This is a genomic window from Streptomyces siamensis, assembly GCF_039543605.1.
GTDB lineage: Bacteria > Actinomycetota > Actinomycetes > Streptomycetales > Streptomycetaceae > Streptomyces > Streptomyces siamensis.
In genome coordinates, this window is the sequence record NZ_BAABKB010000021.1 from 19,028 (window position 1) to 33,780 (window position 14,753).

General features: G+C 71.9%; 13 protein-coding genes. 6 read left to right on the forward strand and 7 right to left on the reverse strand.

Annotation, left to right across the window (positions count from 1 at the left end):
• Positions 1–4 precede the first annotated feature (4 nt).
• The 3 genes from ABEB03_RS24540 to ABEB03_RS24550 form a co-directional block, all read right to left on the reverse strand.
• Positions 5–685: an LmeA family phospholipid-binding protein gene (locus ABEB03_RS24540; RefSeq protein WP_345653364.1), complete on the reverse strand. Its 681-nt coding sequence runs from the start codon at positions 683–685 to the stop codon at positions 5–7.
• Positions 686–1,035: 350 nt separating this feature from the next.
• On the reverse strand, positions 1,036–2,592 hold the full coding sequence (locus ABEB03_RS24545) for a hypothetical protein (RefSeq protein WP_345653367.1): 1,557 nt from the start codon (positions 2,590–2,592) through the stop codon (positions 1,036–1,038).
• 42 nt (positions 2,593–2,634) lie between these two features.
• Positions 2,635–3,567, reverse strand: a complete 933-nt coding sequence (locus ABEB03_RS24550; protein ID WP_345653370.1) for a helix-turn-helix transcriptional regulator — start codon at positions 3,565–3,567, stop codon at positions 2,635–2,637.
• 167 nt (positions 3,568–3,734) lie between these two features.
• Between ABEB03_RS24550 and ABEB03_RS24555 the strand changes: the two genes are divergently transcribed.
• A complete protein-coding gene (locus ABEB03_RS24555) occupies positions 3,735–5,216 on the forward strand; it encodes an MFS transporter (protein ID WP_345653373.1) in 1,482 nt (493 codons plus the stop codon).
• Between the two features lie 94 nt (positions 5,217–5,310).
• On the opposite strand, the gene ABEB03_RS24560 is transcribed toward ABEB03_RS24555, so the two are convergent.
• On the reverse strand, positions 5,311–5,991 hold the full coding sequence (locus ABEB03_RS24560) for a flavin reductase family protein (protein ID WP_345653376.1): 681 nt from the start codon (positions 5,989–5,991) through the stop codon (positions 5,311–5,313).
• Between the two features lie 96 nt (positions 5,992–6,087).
• Complete coding sequence (locus ABEB03_RS24565) at positions 6,088–7,053, reverse strand: asparaginase (protein ID WP_345653379.1); 966 nt, start codon at positions 7,051–7,053, stop codon at positions 6,088–6,090.
• A gap of 331 nt (positions 7,054–7,384) precedes the next feature.
• On the opposite strand from ABEB03_RS24565, the gene ABEB03_RS24570 reads away from it, so the two are divergent.
• The 3 genes from ABEB03_RS24570 to ABEB03_RS24580 all read left to right on the forward strand — a co-directional run bounded on the left by ABEB03_RS24570 (position 7,385) and on the right by ABEB03_RS24580 (position 10,211).
• Positions 7,385–7,771: a DoxX family protein gene (locus ABEB03_RS24570; protein WP_345653382.1), complete on the forward strand. Its 387-nt coding sequence runs from the start codon at positions 7,385–7,387 to the stop codon at positions 7,769–7,771.
• A 112-nt stretch (positions 7,772–7,883) separates the two neighbouring features.
• A complete protein-coding gene (locus ABEB03_RS24575) occupies positions 7,884–9,074 on the forward strand; it encodes an NAD(P)/FAD-dependent oxidoreductase (RefSeq protein WP_345653384.1) in 1,191 nt (396 codons plus the stop codon).
• A gap of 240 nt (positions 9,075–9,314) precedes the next feature.
• The gene (locus tag ABEB03_RS24580; RefSeq protein ID WP_345653387.1) at positions 9,315–10,211 is read left to right on the forward strand and encodes an RNA polymerase sigma-70 factor; all 897 of its coding nucleotides are present in this window, start codon (positions 9,315–9,317) and stop codon (positions 10,209–10,211) included.
• Between the two features lie 111 nt (positions 10,212–10,322).
• Here ABEB03_RS24580 and ABEB03_RS24585 read toward each other — a convergent pair whose 3' ends face one another.
• Entirely contained in the window at positions 10,323–10,766 is a 444-nt protein-coding gene (locus tag ABEB03_RS24585; protein ID WP_345653390.1) for a cytidine deaminase, read from the reverse strand.
• A gap of 96 nt (positions 10,767–10,862) precedes the next feature.
• On the opposite strand from ABEB03_RS24585, the gene ABEB03_RS24590 reads away from it, so the two are divergent.
• Together ABEB03_RS24590 and sigJ are read left to right on the forward strand one after the other, a co-directional pair.
• Complete coding sequence (locus tag ABEB03_RS24590; protein WP_345653393.1) at positions 10,863–11,864, forward strand: ketopantoate reductase family protein; 1,002 nt, start codon at positions 10,863–10,865, stop codon at positions 11,862–11,864.
• 174 nt (positions 11,865–12,038) lie between these two features.
• A complete protein-coding gene (sigJ, locus tag ABEB03_RS24595) occupies positions 12,039–13,007 on the forward strand; it encodes an RNA polymerase sigma factor SigJ (RefSeq protein ID WP_345653396.1) in 969 nt (322 codons plus the stop codon).
• 191 nt (positions 13,008–13,198) lie between these two features.
• Here the strand turns inward: sigJ and ABEB03_RS24600 are convergent, their stop codons facing one another.
• Positions 13,199–14,701, reverse strand: a complete 1,503-nt coding sequence (locus tag ABEB03_RS24600) for an MFS transporter (RefSeq protein ID WP_345653399.1) — start codon at positions 14,699–14,701, stop codon at positions 13,199–13,201.
• Between the last annotated feature and the right edge of the window lie 52 nt (positions 14,702–14,753).

Genomic DNA, 14,753 nt, shown 5'->3' on the forward strand with positions numbered 1-14,753 from the left:
CCGCTCACGCCGTCGTCGAGTCCGGGCGGAAGGTCACCGCCTTTCCGGTGAAGCGGGCGGTGATCCCCTTCTCCGTGGTGGTGACCGACCGGAGGCGCAGTCCGTCGGGGATGTTCGGGAGGGGGAGGGGCTCGGCAAGCGCCTTGTCGAGCAGTGCTCTCGCGGGCGGCATCAGCCGGCCCTGGGTGACGCGGACGTCCGTGAAGGCGATGCGGTTGCCGTCGGCCGCCGAGAGGGCCGTGCTCACGGCGATGTCGCCGACCAGTGGCAGACCGGCCGTCGCGTCGATCCGGCCCGGCGCGTCGCCCGGTGAGAGGTCCAGGCCGAGGGCGTCCGACAGGTCCTCGTAGGACAGGAAGGCGCTCGCCGTCACGCTGCCGGCGCGGGCCTCGTCGGCGGGGCCCGAGGTCTTCAGGCCGTCGAGGCGGACGGACAGTCTCGTCACCGGCAGCGGCCGAGCGGAGCCGCGGGCGGGTATGTCGTCGGCGGTGATGTCGACGTGCCGGAGACTGCCCTCGGCCAGCTGCGTCAGTACGGGGAAGCCGCCGACATGCACCGTGGGCCGCTTTGGAGTCCCCATGCCGTCCTGAAAGGCCTCGGCCGTCCGGCTCTGCGCGCGGGCCGCGGTGACCCGGTCGGCCAGGACGCCGCCGGCCAGCAGCGCAAGGAGCGCGGTGCCGGCCACGACCTGCCGCCGTCTCCGCGGAGCCCGGGATCCCCTCTGCGCGGCGGTGGCGCCGTACGGCGCATCGTGGCGGGGCTCCTGGACGTGCGGCGACGGGCGCATGGTGCTCCTGACGCGCCCGCGGCGTGCGTTGCCTGAGGCGCCTCTGCTGGACATGTCCGCCGTCCGGCCGGCGGGTGAGGGCAGTCCGATACTTGCACACTGGTGAGCAATTCACTACCCGTGTCTGCACATCGCTGTGCAGACAGGGCCCGTCCGGCGTTGGGCGTCGGCCTTCAGCCGCAGGTGTGGGAGACGGCGCGCGGCGGCGGCGCACACCGTGAGCGGGGCCGTGCGGAAGCCGGGGTGCCTCAGTACCCGAAGCTCGTCGTGTACGCGCACTCGGTGTACGTGTAGCCCGGCGACAGCTTGGCGGTGTCGGAGGCCGGGGTCCTGCCCACCCCGGTCCGGGCCTTGTGCACGAAGTAGGTGGTGCCGACGGGCAGCCGGATGGTCCGCTGCGGATAGTGCTTGCCGCTGTCGCTGCACGGTTCGAAGCCGATCCCCAGGGTGCTGCCGAGGGAGTACGAGGTGCAGCTGCCGCAGGCCTTGAGGGTGAGGCTGCCGGTCACCGGTCCCGTGTACAGGACCGTGATGTCGTCCGGGCTGTCGTTCTTGACCGTGACGGTGATGCTGCCGCCCGACGCCGTGGTCGGCAGGCGCTTGCCGGCCGCGGGCACCGTCTCGGCGACCTCCGCGGCGATGGCTATCTTCTTGGCGCGCGCCCGGTTCCTGTGGTGCGGGTTGCTCTTGACGAACTCGTTCATCGTGGTGAGGGCTTCGCTGAAGCTGCCGTCCTTGTACTGGTCCACACCGCAGCTGTACGTACCCGAACTGGCGCTCTTCTCCGCCCGGTCGGCGTCCTTGCCCAGCGCGTCGGCGAGGCCCGCCTGCTCTCCGGGCAGCCCGCGGACCTGTCCGGAGAGACCTTTCAGGCGCTCGACGGCCGCGCAGGGCTCGTCGCCGCCCACCGACTTCACCGCCTTGTCGACCGCGGATCTCACGGCGGGCTCGACCTTCCCGGCCTGCTCGGACTTCGGGAACGTCGACAGCAGCTCCCCGAACTGCGTGGTCCAGGTGGCGGCTCCGTCGTCGAGCGAGTCCGCCGCGCACTCGTAGAGCGATGTCGCGAGCCGGTCGTCGGGCCAGGTGGCCAGGTCTCCGAGGTCCTTCTCACCCATCGTGCGAGGGACGGTGCGGAGATATTTGAGCGGCGGTACGGCGTCGCAGTAGTTCTTCTCCTCGTAGGGCGCGGCGACGGTGGCGTAGTAGGCCTGGAGCCGGGCGGGGACCCGTCGGGCCGCCCGCGACCCCGGATGGTCGTCGCTCAGCCCGTCGTAGACCGCGAGGGCCCTGCGGTAGTCGGCCTCGGCCGTCTGGAAGGGCTGCTTCCCGGACGCCTTGACCAACTTGTCCGCCCGGTCGAGCCGGTCCAGCAGCATCCGCTCGACGGCTTCGTCGCGCGACCCGTCGTACAGGACCGCGCCACCCGCCGGGACGGCCAGCAGCACGATGCCCAGCGCGGCGGCGAGCAGCGCGTTCGGCAACCACGACAGCCGGGTCCGCAGCCCCACGCGCGCACCGTGCGCGGCCGCGAGCACCAGGAAGCCGAGGTAGAGGACGACCACCGCACCGGGGACCCCGTCCGGGTCCGCGGGCAGCGCCACCACGAGCAGGATCGCCGTCGCGATCCAGCACGCGGCCATCAGCCCCCAGCGGCGTACCAACGCGTATCCGACACCGAGTCCGCAGAGGTTCAGCAACCCCACCGCGACGGCACGCCAGGGGTCCGCGGGCGCGGGCGGCGGCGCCGCCGGCATCGGTGGAACGACGAAATCGTCACGTGCGCCATCGTGGTTCCAGGACATGACGGCTCCCCCGGTCGATCACGCCTGAAGTTCTATGACTTGTCAGGGTACGGTCAGTCGGTTCGCGGCGACAGAGGGTGCGTCGTGAGCGTTTGCGGGACTTGTCGTCCGGGCCGCCGCCGTGCGCGCGGCGAGCAGCCGCAGAGCGGCTTCGGAGCCCGTTCCGGGGGCCGCCGTGAAGGTGAGGATGCGCTGCCCCGTGTCCTGGGCGAGGTGGAGCATCTCGAACCCGAGCTCCAGATCGCCCACCTCGGGGTGACGGAAGTGCTTGGTGCCGCACAGACAGTCGAGCACCGGATGCTCGGACCACAGGGCGGCGAACTCGTCGCTCCCCAGGGTCAGTTCGCCCACGAGCCCGGCCAGCGCCCGGTCCTCGCGGAACCGGCCGGCCACCAGGCGCAGCGACGCGACGGCACGAGCGGCCTCCTCGTCCCAGCGTGCGTACAGCTCGCGGGTGTGGCAGTCGAGGAAGAGCATCCGCGTCATGTTGGGCCGGTCGGCGGGACGGCCCGGAGCGGTGAAGTCGTAGTGCCCGGCGAGCAGGGCGTGTCCGAGCCTGTTCCAGGCCAGCACCTCGGTGCGACGTCCCATGACGACCGCGGGCACGTCCGTCATCGCGTCGATCAACCGGACCGTGCTCGCCCGCGCCGCCTCCGGACGCGAGGGACGCCGCCGCACGCGGGGAGCCGGCTTCGCCAGGTCGTGCAGATGTGTGCGCTCGTCCTCGTCCAGGCCCAGCGCGCGGGCGATCGCGTCGACGACCGACTCCGACGCGTTGGTGCTCTGCCCCTGTTCGAGCCGCGTGTAGTACGTCGCGCTGATGCCGGCGAGCTGGGCGAGTTCCTCCCGCCGGAGCCCCGGCACCCGGCGGGCACCGTACGACACGATGCCCGCGGCCTCCGGGCTCAGCCGCGCCCGCCGGCTGCGCAGGAAGTCGCCGAGAGCGCCCACAGATGACACATCCGCCTCGTTCATGCCGTCCATGGTGCCGGGTCCGTGCGCCGCTGTGCCTGCCCCTGCGAGTGCCAGGCAGCCCAGGGGTCGGTCGATCAGGGCGTGGCAGCGGCCGTGGGCTTCTTCCAGAGTCGGGTGCCGAGCGACTTTCCGGTCGCCGGACCCACTGGTGAAAGGAGTTGTGCGCCATGACGAACCCGAGCGGGGAGACCCTCAGTGGCGACGACCTGACCGTACGCAGTGCCGCGGGAGAGGTGTCACCGCCCCGGTCGGCCGTCACCGGCCGCGAGCGGCTGATCCTGGCGGTGCTCCTGACGGCGAGCTTCACTCTCGCCGTCGACTTCTCGATCCTCAATGTCGCGCTGCCCGCCATCGGCGACGACGTAGGGCTGTCGCTCGGCGGCCTCCAGTGGATCGCGACCGCCTTCTCCTTGTGCGCCGCCGGATTCACCCTGCTCTTCGGCCGTGTCGCCGACCTGTTCGGTCGACGTCGGCTGTTCCTGGTGGGCATCGCCGTGCTCGGCGCCTCGTCCCTGGCCGGAGGGACGGCCGGTACACCGTGGGTGCTGATCGCGGCACGAGTCGCGCAGGGGCTGGCGACGGCGGCCGTCACACCGGCGGCCCTGTCCCTGCTGACCACGTCCTTCCCGGAAGGGCCGGTCCGTGACAAGGCCCTGGGGCTGAACGGCGCGTTGATGGCGGCCGGGTTCACCACCGGCGCGATCCTCGGCGGTGTCCTGACCGACCTCCTGAGCTGGCGTTGGGCGTTCTTCATCAATGTCGCCGTGGCCGTGCTGGTGCTCGTCCTCGCCCCCGCCGTCCTGTCCGAGAGCCGGCCCGAACACCGTCCCGCACTGGACGTTCCCGGAGCCGTCGTCGTCACCCTCGCCCTGCTGTCCGTCGTGTACGGGCTCACCCAGGCCGGACAGCGGTCCTGGGGAAGCCCCCAGGCCTACGCACCGCTCGCCGCCGGAGCCGTGCTGCTCGTCCTGTTCTGGTTCGTCGAGCAGCGCGTGGCGCAACCACTGGTCCCCGTACGGGTCCTGCGCCGACGGAGCGTGCGCTGGGGCAACGTCGCCGGCCTGCTGGCCTTCGCCACCGAGACGTCGGTCGTCTTCCTGCTGACGCTCTACCTGCAGGATGTCCTCGGCTACTCGCCCCTCGCCTCGGGCCTGTCCTTCGCCGTGCTCGGCCTCGGCACGGTCGTCGGCGGAGTCATCGGCCCCAAGGTCATCGGTGCCGTCGGCACCAGGAACGCCCTCGTCGCCGGGTTCCTCGTCCAGGCCGCGGCCACCGTCCCGCTCGTCTTCCTCGGCGCCGGGTCGGGATGGATCTACGTCCTGCTGGTCACGACGTTCGCGGGAGGCGTCGCCAACCTGGTGGCCATCGTCGGGTTCATGGTCACGGCCACCTCCGGCCTCCCCGACGAGGAACAGGGCCTGGCCAACGGGTTGGCCACGATGAGCCAGCAGATCGGCATCACCATGGGCATCCCGATCATGTCGGCCGTCGCCACCGCCCGGATCCACGGCTTCGACGTCCAGGACGCCCACGCCGTACTGAGCGGGGTGAGCGTCGCCCTGACCGTGAACGCCGCGGCATGCGTCCTCGCCGCGCTCCTGCTCGCCCTGACCCTGCGCACGACGGGGCGGGCGACGGGGCGGGTATGAACACCCGGTCCCTCCTCGGCCGCTGGGCGGAGACTCGGGGAGATCGACGGCGCGCCGGGCCATGGGCCTCACGGGACGCGGTGATGCCGCACGATCAGCCGATGCCGGAGGATCCCGGTGGGTGCGGTGTGTCCGAGCGGAACGAATGACCCAGCTCGTCGCCCAGCCCGAAGTAGTGACGGAAGTTGTACACGAGGGGGCTCCACGCCGCCGGGTCGATGTGCTCTGTTCCGGGGACGACCAGGTCCGGATCGGCGTGCACGGTGAGGACCTGGGCTTCCACGATCAGGAAGTCGCCGCCCGCGTCGCGCCGTACCCGCACGGCGCGGGCCTCCAGTTGCAGCGGGCACTCGGCGACGCGGGGCGGACGGACCGTCTCGGAGGGTGCGGGATGGAGTCCCGCGGCACCGAACTTGTCGCGCTCGAAGCGGAAGGCAGCCTTCTTCTCCTCGGGCAGCGGGTCACGCCCGCTCAGCGGAGCCAGCCGCTCGACCGCCCGCCACTGATGCGGAGCGGGGAGACTGATCACCAGGTCCGGCCTGGACAGCAGGTTGTGGGCCGTCTGCCCCGAGGCCCCGAGGCCGAGGACGACGACCTGCCCCAGGGCCCAGGCCGAGGACATCGGCGCGAGATTGAACGAGCCGTCCTCGTTCTCGGTGGACAGCAGCACGACAGGCGTACCGAAGTAGAGAATGCGCGGCTCGACGGTGATGCGGTCACCATGGCCGCTCGGACGGTGACCCGTGCGTGACAGGGTCGCTTGGTTCCGGCTCATGACCGCCAATCTAGGTACCCGAAGGTTCGGCCCTCACCGAAGTGTCGCGGGCACGCCCCCGGCGCCGCGGAGGCGAACCCGCGATCCGGGTGGAGATCAGCCGACGAGAGCCGCGAACGTGCGGCGGATGCGCGCGAGGTCCGCGCCGTCGGACAGCAATGCCTGGAGCAGCAGGCGTGCCTTCGGCGCGTCGAGGGACCCCGCCGAGAGCAGTCCCCGGCCGAGCAGGTCGTGTTCGGAGCCCGGACCGTTGTAGGTGCGGCTCAGCAACGGGCCTGCGCCGGTGCGCGAGGCGAGGACGACCGGCATGCGTGCGGCGAGCCGCTCCAGGGGCTCCACGAACCACTCGGGAAGGTGACCCGCGCCGAACGCCGCCACGACCAGGCCGTCGAACCGGTCGTCGATCGCCTCGAGGAGTTCCCCGCGGTCGCCCAGCGACACCGTGAGCAGCGCGACCCGCGCCGCGCGGAGCAGTCGCAGAGGGCGATCGACGAGGGGGGCGGGCGGCCGCAGCAGGACGCGCGGCCGCCCCTCGACCACCGAACCGAGGGGACCGGCCCCGGGTGAGGCGAAAGTGGCGACGGACGTGGTGTGGGTCTTGCGGACGTGCCGCGCCGCATGGATCTCGTCGGCGAGGACCACGAGCGCACCGAGGCCCCGGCACCCGCTGTCGCCCGCGACGGCGATGGCGCCGGCCAGATTCGCCGGGCCGTCCGCGCCCGGCAGATCGGGACGCCGCATCGCGCCGGTGACCACCACGGGACGGTGCTGCGCGCACACCAGGTCCAGCAGGAACGCGGACTCCTCGATGGTGTCCGTCCCCTGCACCACGACCGCGCCGGAGCCCCCGGCCCCCGCCGAGTCGATCAGTGCGGCGAGTTCGGCCAGGTCGTCCACGGTGAGGTTCGAGCTCGGGATCCTCCGGAAATCGTGGAGGCGCACGTCGATGTCGGGGGACGGCGCGAGCTGCGCCAGGACCTCGGCGCCGGTCAGCCGGCCGGCACCCCCGCGGGCAGCGGAGATCGTTCCGCCGAGGGTGAATACGGTGACGCTGCCTGCCATCTCGCGACTCCACTCGTCCATGCGCGACGGCCTCTCACGACGGATCGACCGGCGCGCGCTCGCAGGCCGACGCCCTTGCCGCCGGATCTCGCGCGATCAGGGCGGAGGCGTGGCTCCGGCCTGCGTGAGCGTACCCGCGGCTCCCGTGACGTCCGATGAGTAGCCGCCCCGTGACGGTGGCCCACGGCCGTCCCGTACGGGATCCACTGCCGGCGCAGTGATCCGCGTCACGTGCTGTCACAGCGGCCGAGCACGCGGTGTCTTGAGGGCGCACCCATGGAAACGGCAGGCCCGTGGAGCGGGCCGGACACCGGACACGAAGGAGCACCTCATGAATCTCGCGCTGTGGATCGCCACCGCACTGCTCGCCGTGGTCGCCCTGGCCGGCGGCATCACCAAGGTGTTCGTGCCCAGGGAAAGACTGGCGGAGGCGCCCGGCGGCGAATGGACCGCGGACGCCGGCGCCGGCTTCGTCCGGAGACTCGGATTCCTCGAACTCGCCGCCGCGGTGGGCCTGATACTCCCCGCCGTGGTCGACATCGCACCGGTTCTGGTGCCCGTGACAGCCGTCTGCTGGGTCCTGCTGATGATCGGCGCGATGATCACGCACTTCCGCCACGGCGGCCTCGACAGGTTCGTCGCCCTGAATCTGGTCTACCTCGCCCTCGCGGCCTTCATCGCATGGGGGCGCTTCGGCCCCGAGTCCTTCACCGCCTGACCGGCAGATCCATCCATCGACCCCGGCCTCGGAGTGATCCGAGTCACAGGCTGTCACAGCGGCCGACCGCGCGGTGTCTTGAGGCCGGACCCCCTGGAACCAAGGAGAGACGATGAACGAGAACACCGATGTGGTCGTGATCGGCGGAGGCTACGCCGGTGTCATGGCCGCCAATCGCCTGACACAGCGCGCAGACGTGACAGTGACCCTGATCAACCCGCGCCCCACCTTCGTCGAGCGCATCCGCCTGCACCAGCTCGTGGCCGGATCGGACGACGCCGTCGTCGAGTACACGAAGGTGCTGGGCAAGGACGTCCGGCTCGTGGTCGACACCGTGGCACGCATCGACGTGGCCGGGCGCAGCGTGGCGCTGGCGGGCGGTGGCACGGTCCGCTACGACTACCTCGTCTACGCGGTGGGCAGTGGCAGCGCCGTCCCGCGCGTACCCGGAGCGGCCGAGCACGCCTACCCGCTCGGCGGCCTCGAAGAGGCGGAACGGCTGCGGTCGGTCCTCGCCGCGGCGCCCGCCACGGCCGCGGTGACCGTGGTCGGCGCCGGCCCCAGCGGCATCGAGACCGCCGCCGAACTGGCCGAGGAGGGGCGCGCCGTGACCCTCGTGTGCGGCGGGGAGCTCGGCCCTTACCTGCACCCGCGGGGGCGACGCTCGGTCGCCGGGCGGCTCGCCCGGCTCGGTGTGACCGTTCTCGACGGTCCCGGTACGAAGGTGACGGGCGTGACGCACGAGGCTGTGCGGCTCGCCGACGGCCGCGACCTGCCGAGCGAGGTCACCGTCTGGACCGTCGGGTTCGGCGTTCCGGACCTGGCCGCGCGCAGCGGGCTGAGCACCGATGCCGAGGGCCGCCTGCTCACGGACGAGACGCTGACGAGCGTGGACGACGAGCGGATCGTCGCGGGCGGGGACTCGGCGGCGCCGTCGGACCTGCCGTTCCGGATGAGCTGCCAGGCCGCGGGACCCTTGGGCGCGCACGCCGCCGACACCGTGCTCCACCGCATCGCGGGCGAGCGACCCGAACCCATCGCCCTCGGCTTCGTCGGCCAGTGCATCAGCCTGGGGCGCCGCGGCGGCATCTTCCAGTTCGCCCACCGGAACGACACCGCGATGCGGCTCCACGTCGGTGGACGCGCCGGTGCGAAGCTCAAGCAGCTCGTGTGCTGGGGAACCGTCAAGCAGCTGGTCGACGAGGCGCACAAGCCCGGTTCGCTCAGCTGGGCCTGGGCCAAGGACGACACGCGCGAGCAGTCGCTGCGGGCGCTGCGGGACGCGACACCGGTCGCCCGCTGAACGGGCGACCCGCGGCGGCCGTCGACGGCGGCTCCCGCCCACCGTCGCCACGAACTCCCATGGTGGGGCGGCGCCTTCATCGCGGGCGCCGCCGCAGGACCGGCCGCGGGACCGGCCGCACACGCGGGGACGGACGGATCACGTCGAACGGGCGGCCGGAGCCACGGCCGCCCGTACTGTGGGTGCCCTGTTGAAGATCATCGGCGACCAGTGCCGGCAGCGAAGGAGAAGAGTCGAGACATGAGCGACCAGGCCACCGACCGGGCGACCGAGGCGTTCGTCGCCCACCGCAACCTGCTCTTCACCGTCGCGTACGAGATGCTCGGGTCGGCGGCCGACGCCGAGGACGTCCTCCAGGAGACCTGGATGCGGTGGGTCAAGGTCGACTTGACGGAGGTGCGCGACCAACGCGCCTACCTGGTCCGCGTCACGACCCGGCAGGCGCTCAACCGGCTGCGCACGATGACGCGTCGCAAGGAGGCCTATGTCGGCCCGTGGCTGCCCGAACCGGTCCTCACCGCGCCGGACGTGGCCGAGGACGTCGAGCTCGCCGAGAGCGTGTCGATGGCGATGATGCTCGTCCTGGAGACCCTGTCGCCCACGGAGCGCGCCGTGTTCGTGCTGCGTGAGGCCTTCGACGTCAGCTACGACGAGATCGCGGCCGCGGTCGACAAGAGCCCGGCCGCCGTACGCCAGATCGCGCACCGGGCCCGAGGGCACGTCGAGGCCCGCCGACCGCGAGAGGTGGTCTCCGCGAGTGAGACCCGGGCGGTTCTGGAGTCGTTCCGACGTGCCCTCGACACCGGTGAGTTGCAGGGACTGCTCGACGTCCTCGCGCCCGACGTCGTCCTCCTGAGCGACGGCGGCGGAGTCAAGCAGGCCGCGCTGCGACCGGTCGTCGGTTCCAGCAAGGTCGCCCGCTTCATCATCGGCGGCAGCGGCAGGGCCGAGGCCGAGATCACCACCGTCACGACCGTCTTCAACGGCAACCCGGCGCTCGTCCTCCACCTGGACGGCGAGGTGGACGGTGTCCTGGCGGTCCGCGTCGAGGACGCCCGCGTCACCGGCATCTACTACGTCCGCAACCCGGAGAAGCTGACCCGCGTCGCCTCCGAGACCCGGCTCACCCGGCGCTGAGCACCGTCGCCGCAACGGACCCCGGGATCCGGCACCGCTGATCGCGGCTTCGAGGAGCCCCCTCGATCAGCGGTGCCGAGGACGCCGGCGGATGTGAGCACGACGTGGTCCTCACTCGGTGTGCTGCTCCACCGAGGGCCATGCGCCGTCGGCGAACTGCCGCCCCCAGTAGTAGGGGTTCACCTCCGCGAGGGTCCGTGCCGTCCAGACGGTCGGATCGTCCTCCCGCGGAACCGCGACCTCCACGGTCGGTCCCCACAGCGCAAGTCGCTCCTGGCAGACACCGCATGGCGGGAGGATCAGTACCCTGTCCCGTTCCAGGTCCCGGCTCACACAGACCGAGGCGACGACGGCACGGTCCTGCGTGTACGCCTGTATGAAGGCGCCCGTCTCCTGGCAGAGGGCCACCGAAGCGTGCAGGTTGTCGAGTCCGACGCTGGTCAGGATGCCGCCGTCGGCCAGCCGTACGGCCGCCGCACCGCCCGGCTCGCCCGACGGCCAACGCCGGTCCATGAGGTCGACGGCGGCGTCGACGAGTTCTTGATCAAGGCCCATGGGCCCGAGTCTGGCACATCCCTTGCCGGCCACCGGAGTTGAGGACTCGTGCTCACATCGCCGCGGCCCGGCACCGAGCCGTGGGAGTCTTGACGCATGCGCTACATCATCATCGGGGCCGGAGCCGTCGGCGGTGCGCTGGGTGGCCGGCTGGCCGAGGCAGGGCACGAGGTGGTCCTCGTGGCGCGGGGAGCGCACCACGAGGCTCTGCGCGACCACGGCTTGCGGCTCACGACCGCGGAGGGGCCGCACATCCACCGACTGCCCGTCGTCGGGCATCCCGAAGAGCTCGGGCACCTGCGCGAGGGCGACGTCCTGATGCTCGCGGTGAAGACGCAGGACAGCATCGCCGCCCTGGACGCCTGGGCTCCGCGGCCGGTGGCGGGCGGAGGCACGGCCGGTGAGAGGCTGCCGCTGGTGTGTGCCCAGAACGGCGTCGAGAGCGAACGCCTGGCGCTGCGCCGCTTCCGCCGCGTCTACGGGATGTGTGTCTGGCTGCCGGCGACCCACGTCGAGCCGGGTTCGGTCACCGCGGTGTCCGCCCCCGTCACCGGCGTCCTGCACCTGGGGCGCTTCCCCTCCGGAACGGACGAGACCGTGCGGAGCATCTCGGCGGCCCTGGAGAAGTCGCACTTCGACGCGCCCGTCGTCGACGATGTCATGCGGTGGAAGTACGGCAAACTCCTCGGCAATCTGGCGAACTCGGTCGAGGCCGTCACCGGCGCGGTGACCACGGAGGAGGCACGCGCCGTGTGCCGCGCGGCCCGGGCGGAGGGCCGTACGGTCCTGGCCGCCGCGGGCCTGGAGACCGTGACCGACGCGGAGGCCGCCGAGCTGCGGTCCAGGCTCCGTTTCGAGCCCGGGGACGCTTCCCCGCGCGGCGGGTCCTCTTGGCAGTCGCTGAGCCGCGGGACGGGCACCATCGAAGCCGACTTCCTGAACGGCGAGATCGTCCTGCTCGGCCGCGTGCACGGGATTCCCACCCCGGTGAACGAGGTGCTGCAGCGGGTCGCGGACGCCTTCGCCCGGGAGCGCCGCGCCGCCGGCTCGATGACGGTGGCCGAGCTGACCGGCCTGGTGGAGGCGGCACGGCACTGAGCGCGCCGAGGCCCGTCGGACACGCGGTCACCGCGCGTCGGGCGGGATCCGCCGGGGTACCCGGCACATCATCCGCATCAGGCGCGGGCCGCCGTGTCAGGTCGGCCTCACCATTCGGTGCGCTGCGTCGTCGGACCGGTGAGAGCAGATGCGACCGAGGGAGCTGACCGCACCATGAGCACTCCGTCCGAGCCAGGAGACGGCAGGGCCGACCCGAGCCTGGACGCGATCATGAGCGAGCGGCGCCGGCTGATCAATCTGGCGTACCGGATGCTCGGCTCGCTGGCCGAGGCCGAAGACGTCGTACAGGAGACGTATGCACGCTGGTACGCCCTGCCCCAGCGGCAGCGGGACGCCGTCGAGTCGGTCGGCGGCTGGCTGACGACGGTCGCCAGCCGCATCTGCCTGGACGTGCTCGGTTCCGCGCGGGCGCGCCGCGAGCGCTACGTGGGCGAATGGATCCCCGAGCCGTTGCCGGAACGCACGGAGTGGACGGTCGGGCCGTCGGGCGGAACGACGACCGACCCTGCGGACCGGGTCACCCTCGACGAGTCGGTCAACATGGCCTTCCTCGTCGTGCTCGAATCGATGACCCCCGCCGAGCGCGTCGCGTTCATCCTGCACGACGTCTTCCGCTACTCCTTCGCCGAAGTGGCCGAGATCGTGGGCCGCACTCCGGTGGCCTGCCGGCAGCTGGCCTCCTCGGCCCGCCGCCGCGTCCGCGCCTCGCAGGCTCCCGCAGGACCGACCGCCGAGCACGCCGCCCTCGTCAGGGGCTTCAAACAGGCATGGGAAGCGAAGGACATCAAGACCCTCATCGCCCTCCTCGACCCGGACGCCACGACCGTCGCCGACGGTGGCGGCCTGGCGAGCGCGAGGCTCCAGCCGATCGACGGCGGCGAGCGGATCGCCCGCTACCTGGTCGACATCCTGGCCAGGACACCTGCGCTGACGATCCTGGAACGCACGGTCAACGGACGGCCCGGCCTGGTGGCCCAGTACGACGGCGTCACCGTCGCGGTGTACGCGTTCGAGGTCACGGGCCACCGGATCAAGCACATCTGGGTGGTGCGCAACCCCGAGAAACTCCGTCCGTGGACGACGGAGGGGCGGGGACGGGACACGCCGACCGGTGACGAGTGACCACTGACCGGAGTCACGACGGCCGAGCGGGAGACCCTGGACGCATCACGGCCGCGCCCGGCAGTCCGGCCGCCGTACGCCGGCCCACCGGCAGTCCGCCCGCCGTATGAGTGCCGTCCGGTCGGGCGCCGACGCCCGACGGCCGACCGGACGGCGCGCGACATGTGAGGTCCGGGCCGTGGGACGGAAGGTCAGCCCATGTGCGGGGCCGGCTCCCTGCGGGCTTCGCCGACGGTGGCCGGACGGGGTGCGTTCATCAGGACCGCGATGACGAGGGCCGCCGCGACGAGGATGACGGTGGCCACCGAGTAGGCGGTCGAGAAGCCCTCGACCAGGGCCTCCCGCAGTACGTCCGGAGTGTGCCGGCGGCCGGCGAGGTAGTCCGTACTGGCGTCGATGGCGATGGTGTTCAGCAGCGCCGTGCCGATGGAGGCACCGATCTGCTGGGACGTGTTCGCCATGGCGGAGGCGACTCCGGAGTCCTCCGGCCGGACACCGTGCGTCGCGTAGTTCATCGCCGGCGCCATCACCAGGCCCATGCCGAGACCGACGATGATCTCGGCTGGCAGGACACCGGTCGCGTACGAGGTGTCGGCCTCCAGAGGGATGAGCCAACCGGTGCCCACGGCGGCGAGCAGCAGCCCCGGGACGACCAGGGCGCGCGGAGCGACACGGGGAAGCAGCCGGGAGGCGATGCCGCCCGCGGACACCAGGACACCCGCGGTGAGCGGAAGGAACGCGACGCCGGTCAGGACGGCGGAGTAGTCCTTGACGACCTGCATGTAGTAGGTGAGGAAGAGGAACATCCCGAACATGCCGATCACGGCCAGCGCGACCGCCAGATAGGCACTGGCCCGGGTCCGGTCCGTGACCACCCGCAGCGGCAGCAGCGGCCGGGGGGAACGGGCCTCGAAGAGGGCGAAGCCCACGAGGAGACAGACGCCGGAGGTCAGCAGCGCCATGACGAGCGGGGAGTCCCACCCGTCGGATTCCGCCTTGCTGCACCCGTACACGGCGGCGACGAGGCCCGAGGTGGCGAGCAGGGCACCGGGAAGGTCGAGTCGCGCCCGGGCGGTGGCGCGCCGGTCCGCGGGGAGCACGGACCAGCCGCAGGCGGCGATCACGGCGATGGGCACGTTCACGTACAGACACCAGCGCCAGTCGAGGTACTCGGTGAGCAGACCGCCGAGCAGGAGTCCGATGGCGCTGCCGCCGGCCGCGATCGCACCGTAGACGCCGAAGGCCTTGGCGCGCTCACGGCTCTCGGTGAAGCTGATGCTGAGCAGGGACAGCGCGGCCGGAGCGAGCAGTGCCGCGAAGCCCCCCTGGAGCGCCCGGGCGGCCAGCAGGAGCGTGAAGCCGGTGGCGGCACCGCCCAGGGCCGAGGCGCAGGCGAAGCCGATCAGGCCGATGAGGAAGGCGCGTTTGCGTCCGGTGTAGTCGGCGATCCGGCCTCCCAGCAGGAGCAGGCTGCCGAAGGCGAGGGTGTAGGCGGTGATGACCCACTGGCGGTCGCCCGCGGAGATGCCCAGGTCCTGCTGGGCGGACGGCAGGGCGATGTTCACGACGGTGATGTCCAGGACGATCATCAATTGGGCCAGGCCGATGAACACCAGGCCCAGCCAGCGCCGAGGGTTGTCCCCGGGAGTCGGCACCGGGGTGCGTGCCTCGGCGGGTCGGGGGGCGGAAGACATGACGAACTCACCTTCGAATACAGGGAAAGGGTGTGTCGGGGGGTGGGGTGGC

Bases quoted from the DNA above. Each gene is read 5' to 3' on its own strand.
- ABEB03_RS24590 (WP_345653393.1), top strand. From the start codon at position 10,863: ATGCGCTACATCATCATCGGGGCCGGAGCCGTCGGCGGTGCGCTGGGT.
- ABEB03_RS24570 (WP_345653382.1), top strand. From the start codon at position 7,385: ATGAATCTCGCGCTGTGGATCGCCACCGCACTGCTCGCCGTGGTCGCC.
- ABEB03_RS24565 (WP_345653379.1), bottom strand. From the start codon at position 7,053: ATGGCAGGCAGCGTCACCGTATTCACCCTCGGCGGAACGATCTCCGCT.
- ABEB03_RS24555 (WP_345653373.1), top strand. From the start codon at position 3,735: ATGACGAACCCGAGCGGGGAGACCCTCAGTGGCGACGACCTGACCGTA.
- ABEB03_RS24575 (WP_345653384.1), top strand. From the start codon at position 7,884: ATGAACGAGAACACCGATGTGGTCGTGATCGGCGGAGGCTACGCCGGT.
- ABEB03_RS24550 (WP_345653370.1), bottom strand. From the start codon at position 3,567: ATGAACGAGGCGGATGTGTCATCTGTGGGCGCTCTCGGCGACTTCCTG.
- ABEB03_RS24580 (WP_345653387.1), top strand. From the start codon at position 9,315: ATGAGCGACCAGGCCACCGACCGGGCGACCGAGGCGTTCGTCGCCCAC.
- ABEB03_RS24560 (WP_345653376.1), bottom strand. From the start codon at position 5,991: ATGAGCCGGAACCAAGCGACCCTGTCACGCACGGGTCACCGTCCGAGC.
- ABEB03_RS24600 (WP_345653399.1), bottom strand. From the start codon at position 14,701: ATGTCTTCCGCCCCCCGACCCGCCGAGGCACGCACCCCGGTGCCGACT.
- sigJ (WP_345653396.1), top strand. From the start codon at position 12,039: ATGAGCACTCCGTCCGAGCCAGGAGACGGCAGGGCCGACCCGAGCCTG.
- ABEB03_RS24545 (WP_345653367.1), bottom strand. From the start codon at position 2,592: ATGTCCTGGAACCACGATGGCGCACGTGACGATTTCGTCGTTCCACCG.
- ABEB03_RS24585 (WP_345653390.1), bottom strand. From the start codon at position 10,766: ATGGGCCTTGATCAAGAACTCGTCGACGCCGCCGTCGACCTCATGGAC.